We start from the raw sequence: 16,162 nt of genomic DNA, 5'->3' as shown, positions 1-16,162 counted from the left end.
GAGGATAAATATAATGACCTTTGATGAATATGAAGTAACGATAAATAATGAATTTACTTTGCGCGGTACGATTACTAAACCGAAAGCCGACGGGAAGTGTGCTGCGGTTGTCATTATTGCTGGATCTGGAGAGATTGATCGTGATGGAACGATAGTACCGCTAAAGCTTAAGTCGAACATATATAAAGCTTTAGCACATGTAATGGCGAAGCTTGGAGTAGTGACGCTTCGTTTTGATAAGCGCGGAGTAGGAAAGAGTGACGGAGAATTTCTGAAGACTGGAATGTGGGATTTAGTTAGTGATATAGAGTCTACGATTACGTATTTAAAAGAACAACCATTTGTTGATCCAGAAAATATCATTTTGGCTGGTCATAGTGAAGGGTGTATGTTGGCAACGGTAGTCAATGCAAGAACACCAGTTAATGGGCTCATCCTTCTTACCGGAGCTGCGGAATCATTAGAAGAGGCTTCGAAAAGACAAAGAGAGATTGCTTATAAAGAATTAAAAGCGCAGAAAGGAATAAAAGGAAAGTTAATGCGTCTTCTCAATGTGGAGAAACGTGGAGAAAAGCAGATGGAAAAAATAAAAGAGAAAATGATGAACACAGAAAAAGATACGATTAAAGTTGGTTTTAAACCGATGAATGCAAAATGGTTTAGAGAGCATTTTCAGCATGATATTTATAAAGATTTACAACAAGTAACATGTCCAGTACTAGCTATTGCTGGTGATAAAGATATTCAGGCTGATCCTGAAAGAGCGAAGCGGATCGGTGAGTATGTGAAGGGTGATTCTGCAGTACATGTAATAAAAGATATGGATCATAGTTTAAAAAGTTTTGAGGGGGAGTTCAAAGCTTTAGAGTTTAAACAGAATTATGAAAAAGGAGCGGGAAAGCCCCTTCATCCAGAGCTGGAAGAAATAATTGTGAATTGGATGGATACGCATTTTATCTCGCAACATGCGGGTAGAAAGAGTTCCGGTTCAATATTAGGCGAAAGTGAGGAAGTCGGAAGGGAGAGTAATTGTCTGTAAAAAAAACGGTTGTTGTAGGTTGATTTAGTTTAGTATATGAATTTATTTTTTGCGAATTCATTCATTATAAAATGTTCGTTTTTATTAATTAACGCGATAAAAACGAACATTTTTTTATTTTAAATAAATTGGGTAATTAGACTATAACATTAATGTTTATCGTTGAATATCATAATAATATAATGGAGGTGATGTTATATGGCTCTTACTACAGGACCAATTGAAAACGTAGGAAATCAACCTGCTAATGCAAATAGAGTTAGGGTGAAAATCCTTAACCGTACTGCGGGCCCACTTACTGGAGTAGCTAGAGTTTTTAGACTTGACGGTTCATTAGTATTAATTGAACAGGTAAACTTCAATGTGAATTCTAACGCTTCTACTTTTGTAACTCTAAGTTTAGTTCATCCTGCTTTTGGACAAGCATTTGAATATGAAGTTCAAATTGTTCCTAATCAACCTGGTGGACTATATAGTGTTTATGGACTAACAGCTGACAGTGTTATCATTACTGCACAACGTATTGTGAACTCAGAATTGACACAGTTTCTTTAATTAAAATAGATTGGTGCCTACATGGTATCCAATCTATTTTTGTACGTATTATTCAGAGAAAGAAAGGTTTTACACAAAAATAAAGACAGTTATGGAAAAGGGAAAAGTCGAGTTATCATCTTGATTTTTATTATTTCTGTCTTAGACTGTATCTGTTTTGTTGCACGGTTTTCTTTGAATGCTTTTTATTCAAACTGTTTTTTTAAGTATTTATCAAATATGCATTATTGCATAAATAAATTAAAATTTATAAGTTAATATTAAACTACTTTTTAGTTGTAAAGAATATGTTAATAATCTTTATAAGAGAAGGATATTCCTTGTAAAAAGTGAAATTGTTTGGAATGTGAATAAATAAAAAGTTTAGAAGTGATACAGACTGGATAGAGTCTTGTATTAAATAAACAGAAAAGGGGAATGGGTATATGAAGTTTCGAAATACAAAGATTGCTATGGTTACACTATCTTCATTTTTTATTTTAGGTTCTGCATCGCTATCATTCACAGATACTATACACGGTGAAGTAGCTCCTGCATCAGCACAGGAGATTATTGTAAAAAATTATGACGATACATATTATAATAACGCAATAGGAAAAACGGGTTTAGAATTAAAGAAGGAACTGCATAATATTATTGATAATCATACAAAGCTATCATACAGTGCGGTTTGGGAAGCGCTAAGAGATACTGATGAGGACCCAAATAATAAAAATAATGTGATACTCTTATATACTGGTCGTTCGCAAGGGAAACTTACGAATGGATCAGGAGTAAATAACTGGAACCGAGAGCATGTTTGGGCAAAATCTCACGGTGACTTTGGAACGACTGCAGGACCTGGAACAGATCTACATCATTTAAGAGCGACGGATGTATCTGTAAATAGTTCACGTGGAAATCTAGATTTTGATAATGGTGGTGTGAATCATTCTGAGGCGACAGAATGTAAATATGATAGTGATTCTTGGGAACCTCGTGATAGTGTAAAAGGAGATATTGCTAGAATGCTGTTTTATATGGCTGTTCGTTACGAGGGAGACAACGGCGAAATAGATTTAGAACTGAATGAAAAAGTAAACAACAATAAAGATCCATACATGGGGAAACTATCTGTCTTATTAAAATGGAATGAACAAGACCCGGTCGATGATTTAGAGCGAAAGCGTAATGAAGTGATTTTTACAAAATATCAACATAACCGCAATCCTTTTATTGATCATCCAGAATGGGTAAATAAAATCTGGAACTAAGATTTTTAAAGGTATTATATTTTGATAAAAGGGATTGATCATTATGATCAATCCCTTCTTATATTTTTACTAGAATAAATGATTTTTATAGGACTAGTGAGGGAAATAGAATAGATATTTATATGGAACGATAGTACTTATTTATCTAGTTAAGTATTTAGTAAGGTCCCCACTCAATATTTACCCCAACAATAAGAAAAACAAGTCCAATGATAAACCAAATGAGTGCAAGTGGAGCCATGAAACGAATCCATTTTCCATAAGAAATGCCGCTCGCTGCGAGAACGCCCATTAAAACACCGGAAGTTGGATTAAGGCAGTTTACTACACCCTCGCCGAGCATAACAGCCTGTACTGTAACTTGGCGTGTAATGTGCATGAAATCAGCTAATGGAGCTAATATCGGAATAAAAATAACCGATTCTCCTGTTCCGGATGAAATAAGGAAATGTAATGCGGCACTACTTACGTACATACCGATAACACCAAATACAGGGCTTTGTCCTTCAAGAGACTGTGCGAGCTGGTTAACGATAGTATCAAGTAATTTGCCTTGTTCTAAAATGACTGAAATACAGCGAGCCATTCCGACAATTAAAGCACCATAGATAAGGTTTTGGCAGCCATTTAGAAAAGTAGAAGCGATATCGTTTGCTTTCATGCCACCTATTATTCCGGCTGTAATTGCTATGAAAATAAAAGTAGCGGTCATTTCTGCGTCCGTCCAATGTAGACGAAAAGCGCCTATTAAAAATGCAATTAATGATAAAGCTGAAACGAGTAAAATTAATTTATGACGTATCGTCCAAGGAACTTCTTTTTTCTCTGCTTCCTTTTCGCTTGAAAGAGCGTTACTTGGAAACCAGTTGTCGCCAAGAATGCTTCCTTTATTCAATTTTTTCAAGCGCTTTACATACCAATTAATATAAAGGATAGTGGCAAGTAAAAAAGATATATAGATAGCTGTGCGTAAACCAATTCCCGAAAACATCGGAAGTTCTGCGATCTTTTGTGAAATGCCTAAAGGTGAGGGGGATAAAATAGTAGCGTTAAAACCAGCATAAGTGCCTAAATAAATAATTGCTACACCTACGATAGCGTCCCATTTTAATGTGCGTGCAACGATGATACCGATGGGGATAAAACCGATAACTGAATTAACGATAATGCCAGTCGTTCCGAGAATAGAAAAAAGTGCGGCAACGATACAAATGAAAAGTAATTGCTGATTACGAAATTTGTTTATAACATGATAGATTAAACCGTCAAGAGCACCTGTTTTTTCAAGAATGGCAATGGCACCGCCTGTAAATAAAATTAAAAAGATGATCGGAGCAGCAAGTGTCATTCCTTTTTCAATAGCGGTAAAAAAAGAAACAAATCCTACAGGTGATTGCGGAACAGAATGATAGCTACCTGGTATTGTCGTTGTAACGGTCCCGTTTGTAACTCTTTTAAATTCTCCAGCAGGAACGAAATACGTAGCAATGGCGCAAAGTAAGGCAATAAAAAATAGTAGTACGTACGCATCAGGCATTTTAAACTTTTGTTTACTAGGTTGTTTTTTTGCCTCAGTTTGTATTTGCATAAAATTCCTCCTTCTTCACTTTATTAATTTTAATATTCTGAATTCAATCTGTGAAATAGATTATAATAAAGGTAGCTTCTTAAGGCAATAGTTTTTGTATCCTTTTCCCGTACATACAAATTATTGCAATATTAGACAGGGAAACGATAATAAGCCAAGAATATGTTATGTAGAAAGAAAAAGGAAAAGAGGGAACAAGATGTGGAAAACTACAGATCTATGTGATGAGTTTGAAAAGGAATTACAAATATGTCGCCAGTCTTTTCGGTCTTTTGGGAAGAAAGAACAATTCCACGGGAAAATTGCAACTGTAAAAGTGAAAGATGATAATGTACTAGTGAAGGAAGGATTGCAAACATTACCAGAAGGAACAGTATTAGTTGTTGATGGCGGAGCGTCTACTAATTGTGCGTTACTTGGTGATAATTTGGCAGCTATTGCGGAAGAAAGAAAGCTAGCAGGAATTATTGTGAATGGGTATGTTCGTGATTCTAGTGAACTAAAGAATATTAATATTGGTATTTTAGCGTTAGGAACGATGCCAAATAGAAGTGTGAAAGAAGGAAAAGGAGAACGAAATATTTCATTGCACTTTGGACAAGTGGATTGGAATCCAAATGAATATGTCTATGCGGATGAAGATGGCGTCATTATTAGTGAAAAGAGTTTACATAGTTAAGAGTTAATAAGTTATTATTCTTAGAAAATAAATCCGATAAAGCATGGACAAAATTCTTTGTCAATAGTAAAATAATACAGAAATTTAAAATTTACAGAATGTATAGGTTTATCGTTTTACGATAACTTAAATGGAAGTAAGTTGTGCCAAGAAAAGTGAATGTTATCACAATGATACGTTCATAAACAAAATTATTTTTCCTATACAAATATAGCCGCGAATAATGCGGGTAGGAGGTGTTGTACATTTTTGTTCGACACTTACAAAAAGAGAGTGTCAATCGCACGCCCTTGAAGGGCCTTTTTTTGTGTAAATGGTAGTAAGGGAGGAAATTTTGGGATGGCAATGTTGAAAAAGTGGCTGCTTACGTCGTTAATGGCAGTGACACTTGTATTTGTTTCTTTTGCGAATACAGTACATATTACGTTTGCTGAAGAAAATACAGCAAAACTTGCAATTATTGGGGAATCACAAAAAGGCATTATGTTATGTCCGAAAGAAGAGCAAATTAAAGATGGGGAAACAGCTTTAAGTTTGCTGCAAAAGGTCATGGGGGACAAGGTAGAATCTGAAACGATGTCGTTTGGAACATATGTAAAAGGCATCGATGGTTTAATGGCCGGGGCTACAAGTGCTTGGCTGTATGATGTAAATGATAAGTCTGCAGAAGTCGGAGCAGATAGTTATAAATTAAAATCTGGAGATGTTGTTGTCTTTCGCTTTGTTTCAGACTGGAGCAATATAAGCCAGGAAACATTGAAAGAAACGTTAGATAAGTTCGGGACGTGTAAAACAGAAGAACCTAACGGTGGCAAACCAGAAGAACCAAAGACGGATGATCCAAAACAAGAAAAACCAGAAGAACCGAAGACGGATGATCCAAAACAAGAAAAACCAGAAGAACCAAAGACGAATGATCCAAAACAAGAAAAACCAGAAGAACCAAAGACGGATGGTTCAAAACAAGAAAAACCAGATGGTACAAAAACAAATGATGAAAAACCAGAACAACCAAAGCAAGAGAACATTCAAGATCCAAGTGCACAATTAAACGAAGCCATTTCTAAAACATCAGATAAGATGTTACAAGATGGAATTGAAAGTGACTGGGTAGCTGTAGCGCTTTCTCGTTCTGGAAAGAATGTGCCAATTGAGGCAAAATTAAATTATGTTAAGTCAGTAACTGAAAAAGTAGAAAAGCGTATTAACCGTTTTTCAGCGACAGATTTAGCTAGAACAATTATTATGATGAATGCAATGAGTGCAGACCCTAAAAATGTAGGTGGACATAATTTAGTTCAAAAATTGTATGAGTCAGATAAAGTGAATTCTGTTACAGGTTATGCATTTGCTTTACTTGCATTTGATACGAAAAAGTATGAGATTCCAGTTGAATCAAAATGGAATAGAGTTGCTCTAGTGGAAGCACTGTTAAATAATCAGCATACAGACGGTGGATGGACTTATAATAGTTCAGGTAGTAAAGATAGTGCTAGTAGCGTTGATGTAACAGGTATGGTTTTATCAGCATTAGCTCCTTATCAAGAGCGATCAGATGTGAAACCAGCTATACAAAAAGCTGTTGCGTATTTATATAACGAACAGCTGCAAAATGGCGGTTTTTCAGCTGATGGACAAGAAAATTCAAATAGTACTGCGCAAGCAATTATTGGATTATCGCTTGTTAAAGATGTAGATCAAAATCGTCTTCATAAGGCAATGCAAAACCTATTATCATATCAACTTTCAAATGGTGAATTTAAATGGTTACCAAGTGATCAAAATGGTAACGGAATGGCTACAGAACAGGCTCTTTTAGCATTACTTCAATTTAAGGAAATGGGAAAATCTATTTATGATTGGTCTAATGTAGGCGCTGGTGATGTAATTAAGCCAAAACCGATTGAAGAGCCAGAAAAGGTCGTTGAACCAGAAAATAATGTAGTAGAAAAAGAAGTTACTGAAGAACCGAAAGAACAAGACCAAGTACAACAAGAAACAAAAGATGAAAATCTAAAAGTAGTTGTAGATAACGAACCGGTTAAGAATAAAAAAATCGGAAACGGTAACAGTCTACCAAAAACAGGAGCATCTTCTCATAGTGCAGCAACAGAAGTAGGTATGGGTGTATTATGTATTGCTTCTGCATATGTATTATGGAGACGTAAAGCAGCTTAACAAAAAATTAGGAGCAAATATTTGCTCCTAATTTTCGTATGAAAGGTGAGAGATAGGATGAGTAAGGTGAAATGGTTCATTTCTTTACTGCTTTCGCTCGGGCTACTTGCCGGATGTGAAGAGGCAGCTGTAAAGCCTGAGAAGAAGGTAGAACCGAAGCAAGAAGAGGTAGCGAAACAAGAAGAACAAAAAGATGAAGCGAAGCCGGAAGAAAAAACAGAAGAAAAGCAAGCTGAATCAGAGCAAAAGCAGCAAGAAGAGCAGAAAGAGAAACAAGAACAAAAAGTAGAAGAGAAGCCGAAAGAGGAAAAGCCGCAGGCACAATCAGAGGTAAAGAAAGAAGAGAAACAACAGGAACAACCGAAAGAGCAACCTGCTGTAAATAAGCAACCAGAGCAGCAACAAGTACAAGAAGAGAAACAACAACCGAAAGCACCAGAAGTAAAAGAAGAAGCAAAGGTTGTGAATCAGCCGAAAGAAACACCGAAGCAGGAGCAAAAAGTTGATCCGAATAAAGAGGAGAAAACGATACCGACTCCGGCAGTACCAAAACCTGAACCACCAAAACCAGATCCAGTACCAGTACCGAAACCGCAAGCAAAACAAGTAACAATCTCGGTAAAAGGAAATAACGGATATATAATGGGTGCGAAAAAGATGGATGTACAAGATGGCGATACTGTGTATAAAGTATTACAACGTACAGGATTAGATGTTGATGCAAGCGGATCTAGAGATAGTATTTATGTAAAAGGTATTAATGATTTATATGAAAAAGATATTGCGGATACTAGTGGATGGAAATATCGTGTGAACGGTGCTTTTCCAAACCATAGTGCTGGTGTAGCTACGGTAAAACCAGGAGATACAATTGAGTGGGTATACGTATTACAATAAGAAAGGCATTCGGTAAAGGGCTATGAAAATAAGTTTTTCTTCTTTACATCCTTTTGTGAATTTTTTCTATTATATCGGGGTGATGATACTATGTACGATGTGTCTTCATCCTCTTTTTTTAATTGGAGCAATAGTATTAATTATTATGTTAAATGTGATGCAAGGAAATAGCGAAAAGATAAGAAAGATGCTACCGAGCACAATTGTTTTCTTCTTTATGGTAATTTTATTTAATTCGTTATTAACGCATAGAGGTCGAACTACGTTATTTTGGTTAGGTGATAGCCGTATTAAGCTTGAGGCGATTATGTTTGGAATAGTAATGGGGTTATTACTAGTTGCAGTTATGTTTACGTTTGCGTCATACAATGATATTATTTCCAGTCATAAATTTTTATATTTGTTTTCAAGAATTTCACCGAAAGTTGCATTGTTAACGATGATTACAGTGAGATTTGTTCCTTTGTTTATGAGGCGATTAAAGAAAATCACACTCGTTCAAAAGACGAAAGGTGTGCAGGTAGATTCAGGTTCGATAATAGAACGCGTCAAAAATGGTATGCAATTACTGCAAGTATTATTAATTTGTTCATTAGAAGATGCACTGCAAACGGCAGATTCTATGCAAGCTCGTGGATTTGGTGTAACGAAGCGTACGACGTATATTCGCTATAGAATGGAAAGGCGCGATTGGTATACGCTCAATTATTTAATCATTCTATTTATAGCTGCTATTGTATGTAGTAATTATGGCGGAGGGAAATTGATTATTTATCCGAAAGTCGAATCTATTTTATTCCAGCAATACGATGGAATGATGTTTGTATTATTTACACTGTTTATTAGTTTACCAATTATGATGGAAGGAAGGGAATGGATATGGTGGCGCATGCAGAAATAAACAATTTATCATTTGTATATGCTGATGAAAACGAATACGCGTTACAGCATATTTCTCTTTCTGTTCAAAAAGGTGAGTTTATTGCACTTGCTGGAGGATCGGGATCTGGGAAGACGACTTTATTAAAACATTTTAAAAAGGAGTTACTTCCAATTGGTACGCGTTCTGGAGAGATATTTTATGAGGGTGTTTTAATAGAGGAAGTAGCTGATTTGTTATCTGCCCAAGAAATTGGGATGGTATTTCAAAACCCAGAAAATCAGATCGTTATGGATACAGTGATTCAAGAATTAGCATTTTCTTTAGAAAATATCGGATTACCATCACATATTATTCAAAAAAGAATAGCAGAGCTTATTAGCTTTTTAGGATTTCAAGATTTATTGCATCAATCTGTTCACACGTTATCTGGTGGGCAAAAGCAACTTGTTAATTTAGCTGCGGTATTAGTTATGCAGCCGAAATTGCTATTATTAGATGAACCGACAGCGCAGTTAGATCCAATCGCTGCAAAAGAGTTTTTAGGATTATTAAAACGGATTAATGAAGAACTTGGAATTACGATTATTTTAAGTGAACATCGTTTAGATGAAGTTATCCCGCTTGCAACACGCGTTGTTTGTATGGATAATGGCCGTATTATGTATGATGGTAGTCCTAAAATTGTTATTACGGATATGTGGGGAGTAGAATCATTCCGTCCATTTATTCCGCAAATTCCAAGGCTATTTTTAGAGTGGAATGTGAGAGATATTCCGTTTACAGTGCGAGAGGCGCAAATGAAAATGAATGATTTTGCAGCGATATCATATGTAAATGAGCCAATAGCACAAAGTGAAAAGCAAGAGGTAATTTTAAGCGCAGAGCATATTTCGTTCCAATATGAAAAAAATAGTCCGCTTATTTTACATGATTTATCAGTTTCGATTGAAAAAGGAAAATGGGTAGCGCTCGTTGGGAAGAACGGTACAGGTAAGTCTACACTGTTAACGATTTTAGCAGGATTACAAAAAGCGAGAAGAGGGAAAGTAAAGTGGAACGGAAAAGTGATACATAAAATTGATTCGAAAGAACGATTTAAAAGTATTGGGTATGTATCGCAGCATCCGTATTATCATTTTACATTTGATACAGTATGGGACGAGGTTTATGAACGTGCACGTGAATTATACGGAGAACAAGGAAAAGAAATAGCAGAAGATAGGCTAAAACAGTTTTGGTTGTATTCGCTTAAAGAACGCCATCCGCACGATTGTAGCGGAGGAGAGCAACAATTACTTGCGTTATGTACGACGTTATTATCAAAGCCGACTTTATTATTACTGGATGAACCGACAAAGGGGTTAGATCCATGGAAGAAAGAAAGAGTAGGAGAGCTATTTAGGAAGCTACAAAAAGAAGGAACAACAATTGTAATGGCGACGCATGACATTGAATTTGCAGCGAAATACGTTGATCAATGTATGATGTTATTTGATGGAACAGTCATTATGAATGATGCACCGAAAGAATTTTTTAGCGGCAACTTCTTTTATACAACATCTATTAACCGATTCATTCGAAAAGAATTGCCATATGCATTAACGTGGGAGGATGTGTACGAAGCTTGTCCAAACGATATGTTGCATTCATAATATGTATCTTTGCAGTAATAATCGGCACATTACTCTTTACGACACTTGTCATGGACGGTTATTACATGTTAAGTAGTTTGTTTATATTAGCGGTTATTATGTTACCTTTCTATATCCGTTTTGAAAGAAAGGCGTTTGTTTCACGTGAAATTGTTCTCGTTGCTGTATTAGCGGCAATTGCAGCAGTAAGCCGGGTGCCATTTTCTATTTTACCAAGTGTACAACCAACTTCTTTTGTCATTATCGTTTCTGCAATTGTATTTGGAAGTGAAACTGGTTTTATGATTGGTGCTACAGCAGCAATCGTATCTAATATTTTTTTAGGACAAGGTCCATGGACACCGTGGCAAATGTTTTCGTGGGGTATGATTGGTTTTATAGCAGGTTTACTTCGTAATACATTTTTTATGAAAAAGCTATGGGGAAGACTTCTTTACGGAGTAATTGTTGGCTTTTTATTTGGCTGGATTATGAATTTCTGGGGCCTTCTCGGTTTTATACGAGAAGCAACGTGGGAAACTGTCATTTCGTATTATATCGCAAGTTTTTACTTTGATTTGAGCCATGCGATTTCGAATGTTATTTTCTTATTACTATTTAGTACTTCATGGATTACGATTCTTACAAGATTTAAAAAGAAATACGGTATATTAGATGAGCATAACGTGACATAGAAAAGCATACTCATATAAGGTAGGGTCGCGACTTACATATTCGTTTGCCTCTTTCATGCTTCTTACATATTGTAAGGAGCATTTTTTTGTCAAAAAATCGATTTAATATACATCCGTTATTATATAAAATTATTTGTATAATGGTAGGTGAGAACTTTTTTCAAAAGGGAGGTGTATAGTTAATGAAGTTAGTTATTCCGAAGCAACATGGTGCATGGGCTATGCTTGTTATTCCTTTTTTATTAAGTGTCATACTTGGGAAACCTACTATTTATCATATTCCATTGTTTTTAGCGTGGTTTTTTATCTATTTAGCCACGTATCCATTTCTTACATACATAAAGCAAAGACGAAAAAAAGAGTTTTTACAAGCTGCCATTGTTTATTTCAGCATTGCGTTCCTATTTGGGATGATTTCTTTATTATATGAGTGGCGAATTCTTTTATTCGTAATAGTAATGATTCCATTATTTATAGTGAATATGTATTACGCTCGTCAAAAAAATGAAAGAGCACTATTAAATGATATTTGTGCGATTATTGTGTTTTGTATCGGTGGATTAATTAGTTATTCCTTTTCAATGAAGCAAATCGATCATACAGCTATATTCATTGCACTTATTTCATTTTTATACTTTTTAGGTAGTACGTTCTATGTGAAAACGATGATTCGTGAAAAAAATAACCCGAAGTATCGTCTTATATCTTGGGGATATCATATCGTATTAACAATAATCATATTTGTGATTAATCCCTGGTGTTCTCTTATTTTTATACCAAGTGTCATTCGAGCAATTGTGTTGTATGGCAAAAAAATTTCTATTATAAAAGTAGGAATTTTAGAAATTGCTAATTCTGTATATTTTTTAATTATAACGGCAATAATTATGAAGTATGCCATTTGAAAAAACTTCCCATCAATTGATGGGAAGTTTTTAATCTTTTTCTAAAATGTGAACGGTGTACTCGCAACGTTGAATAGCTTGTTCAACAGCATAAAGTGATTGTTCAATACGAGCGCGATTAAAATCTTTTTCAACTGTTTCGAGCGCTTCTTCTAAACAATTTTTAGCTTCTTGTAATGATTGAAAAGAATCTTGTACATATCCGCGAGCATTTTGATGCATTTCATAATCCTCCTTGCGTGTTCGTATATGGGTAGTATGAACAGTAAGGAAGAAAATATAATTTGTTATATTTATTTGACAATTAAAGTGGAATTACGTATAGTAAGAATTAAGTGAATATTTTCTTATCCAGAGAGGTGGAGGGACTGGCCCGATGAAACCCAGCAACCGCGATGCAGGTGCTAATTCCAGCAGAACATATTTGTTCTGGGAGATAAGACGAAGATATATACGTAACTTCTTCTTATCGGAGAGGTTTTTTTATTGCAAAAAAACCGATTACGAAAATTTATATTAAGAAGAAAGGGGTTGCGCATTACTGTGACACTCGAAAAATACGTAAAACTGCGTAGTACAGTTTATGAATATATGATAGAGCAAGATAAGCCGATATCATTGTTAGATATTCAAGAACATATCGTTTCGCATCATGAAGGAAAATTCACGAAAAAGATGTTGCATCAATTTTATTTATCAAGATTATTAGACGAACTAAAACTGGATGGGAAAATTACATTAGCTGATGAATATCTCTATGCTGAAAAAGGAGTATTGTATAAGGCGAGAAAAGGGAGCTAAGCTCTCTTTTTTTCTTAAAATAACGGAGTATGTAGAGTAAAAGACTGCTAAAGCAGCCTGATACAGGGAATGGTGTTGAGTGTGTAGTGTCAAAAATTGAATGTGCCTGAAAGAGGCAATTCATATCGGCTGCAAATGAAAAGAGACACCTTCGCCGAATAGGTGTCAGTCGTTTTGTCATATAGACTTGCTATTTGACAGTTATTAGAATAACATACAGGATTTTTGAAGTCAAAAGGGAATTAAAGGAAGGGGTACAATTATGTACGCTTACTTATTAAAAGATATAACGAAATGGATCCCAAAGTACATTGTAGATAAGGGATATGAATATTATGAAGATGGACATGTAGAAGATGTTGAAATACATGATAAAAAAGTGTTTGCTTTCGTTACTGGAAATGCAGGAAATTATGAAGTAGTTATCGATCTCGAAGATTTTTCAGAAAGTAGCTGCGAATGTCCATATGAGAATCTTTGTAAGCATATGGCGGCAGTTGTTTATGATATTCAAGGTGCTGGTGAGAGTGCAGTTAAAGAGAAACTGAAAGATTTAGAAAAAGAAGAATTACTTATATTATTGAATCGATTATTGCAAAGTTCGAAAAACGTGCAAATTGTAGAGAAGATGTTAAAGAAGGAGAAACTTTAATGTATAGAGGGAGTTGTTATGTAGTGAACGTACTAATTGTATACGCTCATCCTAATCCTTCAAGTTTTAACGCGGCGATTTTCAATCATGTGCAAAAAGGACTACCGGAAACAAATCATTCAGTTACGCTGCTTGATTTATACAAAGAACAATTTGATCCAGTCCTCGTATTTAATGAAGAGAAGAAAAGACGTGATTTAGTAAATGAAGAAGAAACAGCTCGGTACAGAACGTTAGTAGAAGAAGTAGATACACTTTTATTCATCTATCCAATATGGTGGTGGGGGATGCCAGCAATTTTAAAAGGATTTATCGATCGTATTTTCGTAGCTGGATTTGCTTATAAATATGAAGGGGCTCTGCCGAAAGGATTATTGCAAGGGAAAAAAGCATGGGTTATTAATAAGTTAGACTCGCCCCTATGGTACGTCGCACTATTATATCGATCAGCAGATTGGATTATGATGAAGAGAGGTGTTTTACGTTTTTGTGGCATTCGCGATATAAAACGTTCAGTGTTTCAATCTGTGAAAACGAGTAAAGTATCAAAGCGTGAAAAATGGTTATTACAAATAGAAGAAAAGGCTCGTACATTATGAATGAAGTCGACCGTATTATAAACTGTATTCAGTATGACGGCGAACTTTTTCGGAAGTATGTTACGTGTTTACTTCAATTGAAAAAATGTAGTAAAACATTTCAGCAAATTCAAATAGAGTTAAGAAATGACTACTTGATAAGAGGAATTTGTGAAAGAGAAGTTGATGAGGTAGTACGGGGAAGTAAAGAATATGAAACATATTTTCTTCCTAAAGCGTTACAGTGGAATTTTTTGAGTGAACATCCACACTTGATCGGAAAAATTTGCGAAGATTTTTTTGCATTTGAGTCATTACATCTTACGGAGATAGAGTGGGAGAAGATTATAAATTGCATGGGAAATAAGTGATTTATTATGTAAAAAAGCTAGTATAAAACTAGCTTTTCGTTTAAATAAATAAGAAGCATAGACTAATGATAAAACCCGCATATAGTAAGTTCACAACACAAAATCCCATAATGTCACGAGCACCTAAACCAGCTATCGCTAATGCTGGTAATGCCCAGAAAGGTTGAATTAAATTCGTCCAAGCATCGCCCCATGCAATTGCCATTGCTGTTTTTGCAGCAGGTACACCAAGTTCAGCGCCAGCTGGAATCATAATTGGTGCTTGCACAGCCCATTGACCGCCGCCAGATGGAACGAAAATGTTAACAATGCCAGCACTTAAAAATGTAAAGAGCGGAAAAGTCGTTTCATTTGAAATGCTAATAAAGAAATTAGAAATAGCTCCTCCAAGTGAAAGTCCTTCACTATTTGCTCCAATCATCATGCCCATAATTCCTGCGTAAAACGGAAATTGAAGTAAAATGCCAGAAGCACTTTTCGTAGAGTCTGAAAAAGCGCGAATATACTGAATCGGAGTACTGTGGAAAATAAGACCTGCAATTAATAACATAAAAATCACGATATCGAGAGTAAGGTTAAAACCTTTCGTATAAAAGTAATTGAAAATATAAATGAGACCTAACAATCCAACGCAAAGTGTAATAATAATGCTATTTTCCATCTTTTCAGCGAATGTATTTTTTTCTACTTCTTGAGCAGCGGCTTCTTCATGGAACACGCTAGGATCTACAGTGATCGTATGTTTTTCATCTGGATGCATCGCCTTATTAATGAGAGGCATCGTAATGAGAAAAATAATAACTGGAACGAGAGCGTATGGTGAGAATAACGTTTCTGTTATTGGAATCGCCTCTTTAATACTTCCAGCAGTCGTTTTAATTAACGTTTCACCGCCTGTTGCTAACGTAAGAGGGATAGAGGCAGAAAGACCCGCATGCCAAATGAGAAATCCAGAGTAAGAAGAGGCGATTGCTAGTCTATAATCTAATCCGTCCAGCTGCCTTGCCACTTCTTTTGCGTATAAAACAGATACAACAATTCCAAAGCCCCAGTTTATGTATGCACCAAGTAAACTTACAATTGAAATGGCAATAATGCCTTGTCCATTCGTTTTTGGTAGTCTGGCAGCTTTCGTTAATCCCTTTTTAATAAGAGGAGCATTTGCTAAAGCAGATCCAGTCACGAGTACAAGTGCCATTTGCATAGAAAAGGCGAGGAGTCCCCAAATTCCATTACCCCAGTGATTAATCATTTCTACAGGGGTTTGGTGAGTCGCAAACATACCAAAGAAGATAACAAAAACAGTTAGTAAACATGATAAAATAAACGGTTCTGGCAAGAAGCGTTGCACTAAGGCGACGCAACCATTTGTAAAGGAACGAAACAAAATAGATCACCCTCCTTATGTATATGTAGTACAATTATTCGAGGTTGTTTGAGAGATAACCTTTAAACGT

At 35.6% G+C, this 16,162-nt stretch carries 17 protein-coding genes and 1 riboswitch; of the genes, 14 read left to right on the top strand and 3 right to left on the bottom strand.

Annotated elements, in window-relative coordinates:
• Positions 1 to 13: 13 nt before the first annotated feature.
• From DN407_RS16075 to DN407_RS16065, 3 genes are all read left to right on the top strand, one after another.
• Positions 14 to 1,039 (top strand): alpha/beta hydrolase, encoded by a 1,026-nt coding sequence (locus DN407_RS16075; protein ID WP_000141813.1) that lies wholly within the window; start codon positions 14 to 16, stop codon positions 1,037 to 1,039.
• Between the two features lie 198 nt (positions 1,040 to 1,237).
• Positions 1,238 to 1,594 (top strand): hypothetical protein, encoded by a 357-nt coding sequence (locus tag DN407_RS16070; protein WP_001229426.1) that lies wholly within the window; start codon positions 1,238 to 1,240, stop codon positions 1,592 to 1,594.
• Between the two features lie 425 nt (positions 1,595 to 2,019).
• A complete protein-coding gene (locus DN407_RS16065) occupies positions 2,020 to 2,847 on the top strand; it encodes an endonuclease I family protein (RefSeq protein WP_000672186.1) in 828 nt (275 codons plus the stop codon).
• 157 nt (positions 2,848 to 3,004) lie between these two features.
• Here the strand turns inward: DN407_RS16065 and DN407_RS16060 are convergent, their stop codons facing one another.
• Positions 3,005 to 4,435: a YfcC family protein gene (locus DN407_RS16060; protein WP_001166970.1), complete on the bottom strand. Its 1,431-nt coding sequence runs from the start codon at positions 4,433 to 4,435 to the stop codon at positions 3,005 to 3,007.
• A gap of 199 nt (positions 4,436 to 4,634) precedes the next feature.
• On the opposite strand from DN407_RS16060, the gene rraA reads away from it, so the two are divergent.
• The 7 genes from rraA (at position 4,635) to DN407_RS16025 (ending at position 12,303) form a co-directional block, all read left to right on the top strand.
• Positions 4,635 to 5,114, top strand: a complete 480-nt coding sequence (gene rraA / locus DN407_RS16055; RefSeq protein WP_000266038.1) for a ribonuclease E activity regulator RraA — start codon at positions 4,635 to 4,637, stop codon at positions 5,112 to 5,114.
• Between the two features lie 339 nt (positions 5,115 to 5,453).
• Positions 5,454 to 7,292, top strand: coding sequence for a DUF4430 domain-containing protein (locus DN407_RS16050; protein WP_149216472.1), 1,839 nt, complete (start codon positions 5,454 to 5,456; stop codon positions 7,290 to 7,292).
• A gap of 57 nt (positions 7,293 to 7,349) precedes the next feature.
• Positions 7,350 to 8,189, top strand: a complete 840-nt coding sequence (locus DN407_RS16045) for a DUF4430 domain-containing protein (RefSeq protein WP_000048895.1) — start codon at positions 7,350 to 7,352, stop codon at positions 8,187 to 8,189.
• 22 nt (positions 8,190 to 8,211) lie between these two features.
• Positions 8,212 to 9,090 carry an energy-coupling factor transporter transmembrane component T gene (locus tag DN407_RS16040; protein WP_033667170.1) on the top strand — a complete coding sequence of 293 codons (879 nt, stop codon included), beginning with the start codon at positions 8,212 to 8,214 and terminating at the stop codon, positions 9,088 to 9,090.
• Positions 9,063 to 10,724 carry an ABC transporter ATP-binding protein gene (locus DN407_RS16035; RefSeq protein ID WP_139894580.1) on the top strand — a complete coding sequence of 554 codons (1,662 nt, stop codon included), beginning with the start codon at positions 9,063 to 9,065 and terminating at the stop codon, positions 10,722 to 10,724. Before DN407_RS16040 ends, DN407_RS16035 begins: the two co-directional genes overlap by 28 nt.
• Entirely contained in the window at positions 10,697 to 11,398 is a 702-nt protein-coding gene (locus DN407_RS16030) for an ECF transporter S component (RefSeq protein WP_000044901.1), read from the top strand. The genes DN407_RS16035 and DN407_RS16030 overlap by 28 nt, the downstream gene beginning before the upstream one ends.
• Positions 11,399 to 11,580: 182 nt before the next feature.
• Positions 11,581 to 12,303 carry a YwiC-like family protein gene (locus DN407_RS16025; protein WP_000779978.1) on the top strand — a complete coding sequence of 241 codons (723 nt, stop codon included), beginning with the start codon at positions 11,581 to 11,583 and terminating at the stop codon, positions 12,301 to 12,303.
• Between the two features lie 30 nt (positions 12,304 to 12,333).
• On the opposite strand, the gene DN407_RS16020 is transcribed toward DN407_RS16025, so the two are convergent.
• On the bottom strand, positions 12,334 to 12,525 hold the full coding sequence (locus tag DN407_RS16020) for a hypothetical protein (RefSeq protein WP_000554032.1): 192 nt from the start codon (positions 12,523 to 12,525) through the stop codon (positions 12,334 to 12,336).
• A 122-nt stretch (positions 12,526 to 12,647) separates the two neighbouring features.
• Positions 12,648 to 12,746, top strand: a riboswitch (SAM riboswitch).
• A gap of 100 nt (positions 12,747 to 12,846) precedes the next feature.
• Here DN407_RS16020 and DN407_RS16015 point away from each other — a divergent pair.
• The 4 genes from DN407_RS16015 to DN407_RS16000 all read left to right on the top strand — a co-directional run bounded on the left by DN407_RS16015 (position 12,847) and on the right by DN407_RS16000 (position 14,705).
• Positions 12,847 to 13,104: a hypothetical protein gene (locus DN407_RS16015; protein WP_000171476.1), complete on the top strand. Its 258-nt coding sequence runs from the start codon at positions 12,847 to 12,849 to the stop codon at positions 13,102 to 13,104.
• A gap of 262 nt (positions 13,105 to 13,366) precedes the next feature.
• A complete protein-coding gene (locus tag DN407_RS16010; protein WP_000271521.1) occupies positions 13,367 to 13,756 on the top strand; it encodes an SWIM zinc finger family protein in 390 nt (129 codons plus the stop codon).
• A gap of 23 nt (positions 13,757 to 13,779) precedes the next feature.
• Positions 13,780 to 14,355, top strand: a complete 576-nt coding sequence (locus DN407_RS16005) for an NAD(P)H-dependent oxidoreductase (RefSeq protein WP_033667414.1) — start codon at positions 13,780 to 13,782, stop codon at positions 14,353 to 14,355.
• Positions 14,352 to 14,705: a hypothetical protein gene (locus tag DN407_RS16000; RefSeq protein ID WP_001006469.1), complete on the top strand. Its 354-nt coding sequence runs from the start codon at positions 14,352 to 14,354 to the stop codon at positions 14,703 to 14,705. Before DN407_RS16005 ends, DN407_RS16000 begins: the two co-directional genes overlap by 4 nt.
• Before the next feature lie 40 nt (positions 14,706 to 14,745).
• Here DN407_RS16000 and DN407_RS15995 read toward each other — a convergent pair whose 3' ends face one another.
• Complete coding sequence (locus DN407_RS15995; RefSeq protein WP_000490012.1) at positions 14,746 to 16,092, bottom strand: short-chain fatty acid transporter; 1,347 nt, start codon at positions 16,090 to 16,092, stop codon at positions 14,746 to 14,748.
• Between the last annotated feature and the right edge of the window lie 70 nt (positions 16,093 to 16,162).

The organism is Bacillus sp. JAS24-2 (assembly GCF_008274905.1).
In the GTDB taxonomy this organism is placed as follows: Bacteria; Bacillota; Bacilli; order Bacillales; family Bacillaceae_G; genus Bacillus_A; species Bacillus_A cereus.
Note: the sequence above shows the minus strand (reverse complement) of the source record. Positions and strands in the feature narration are given on the sequence as shown.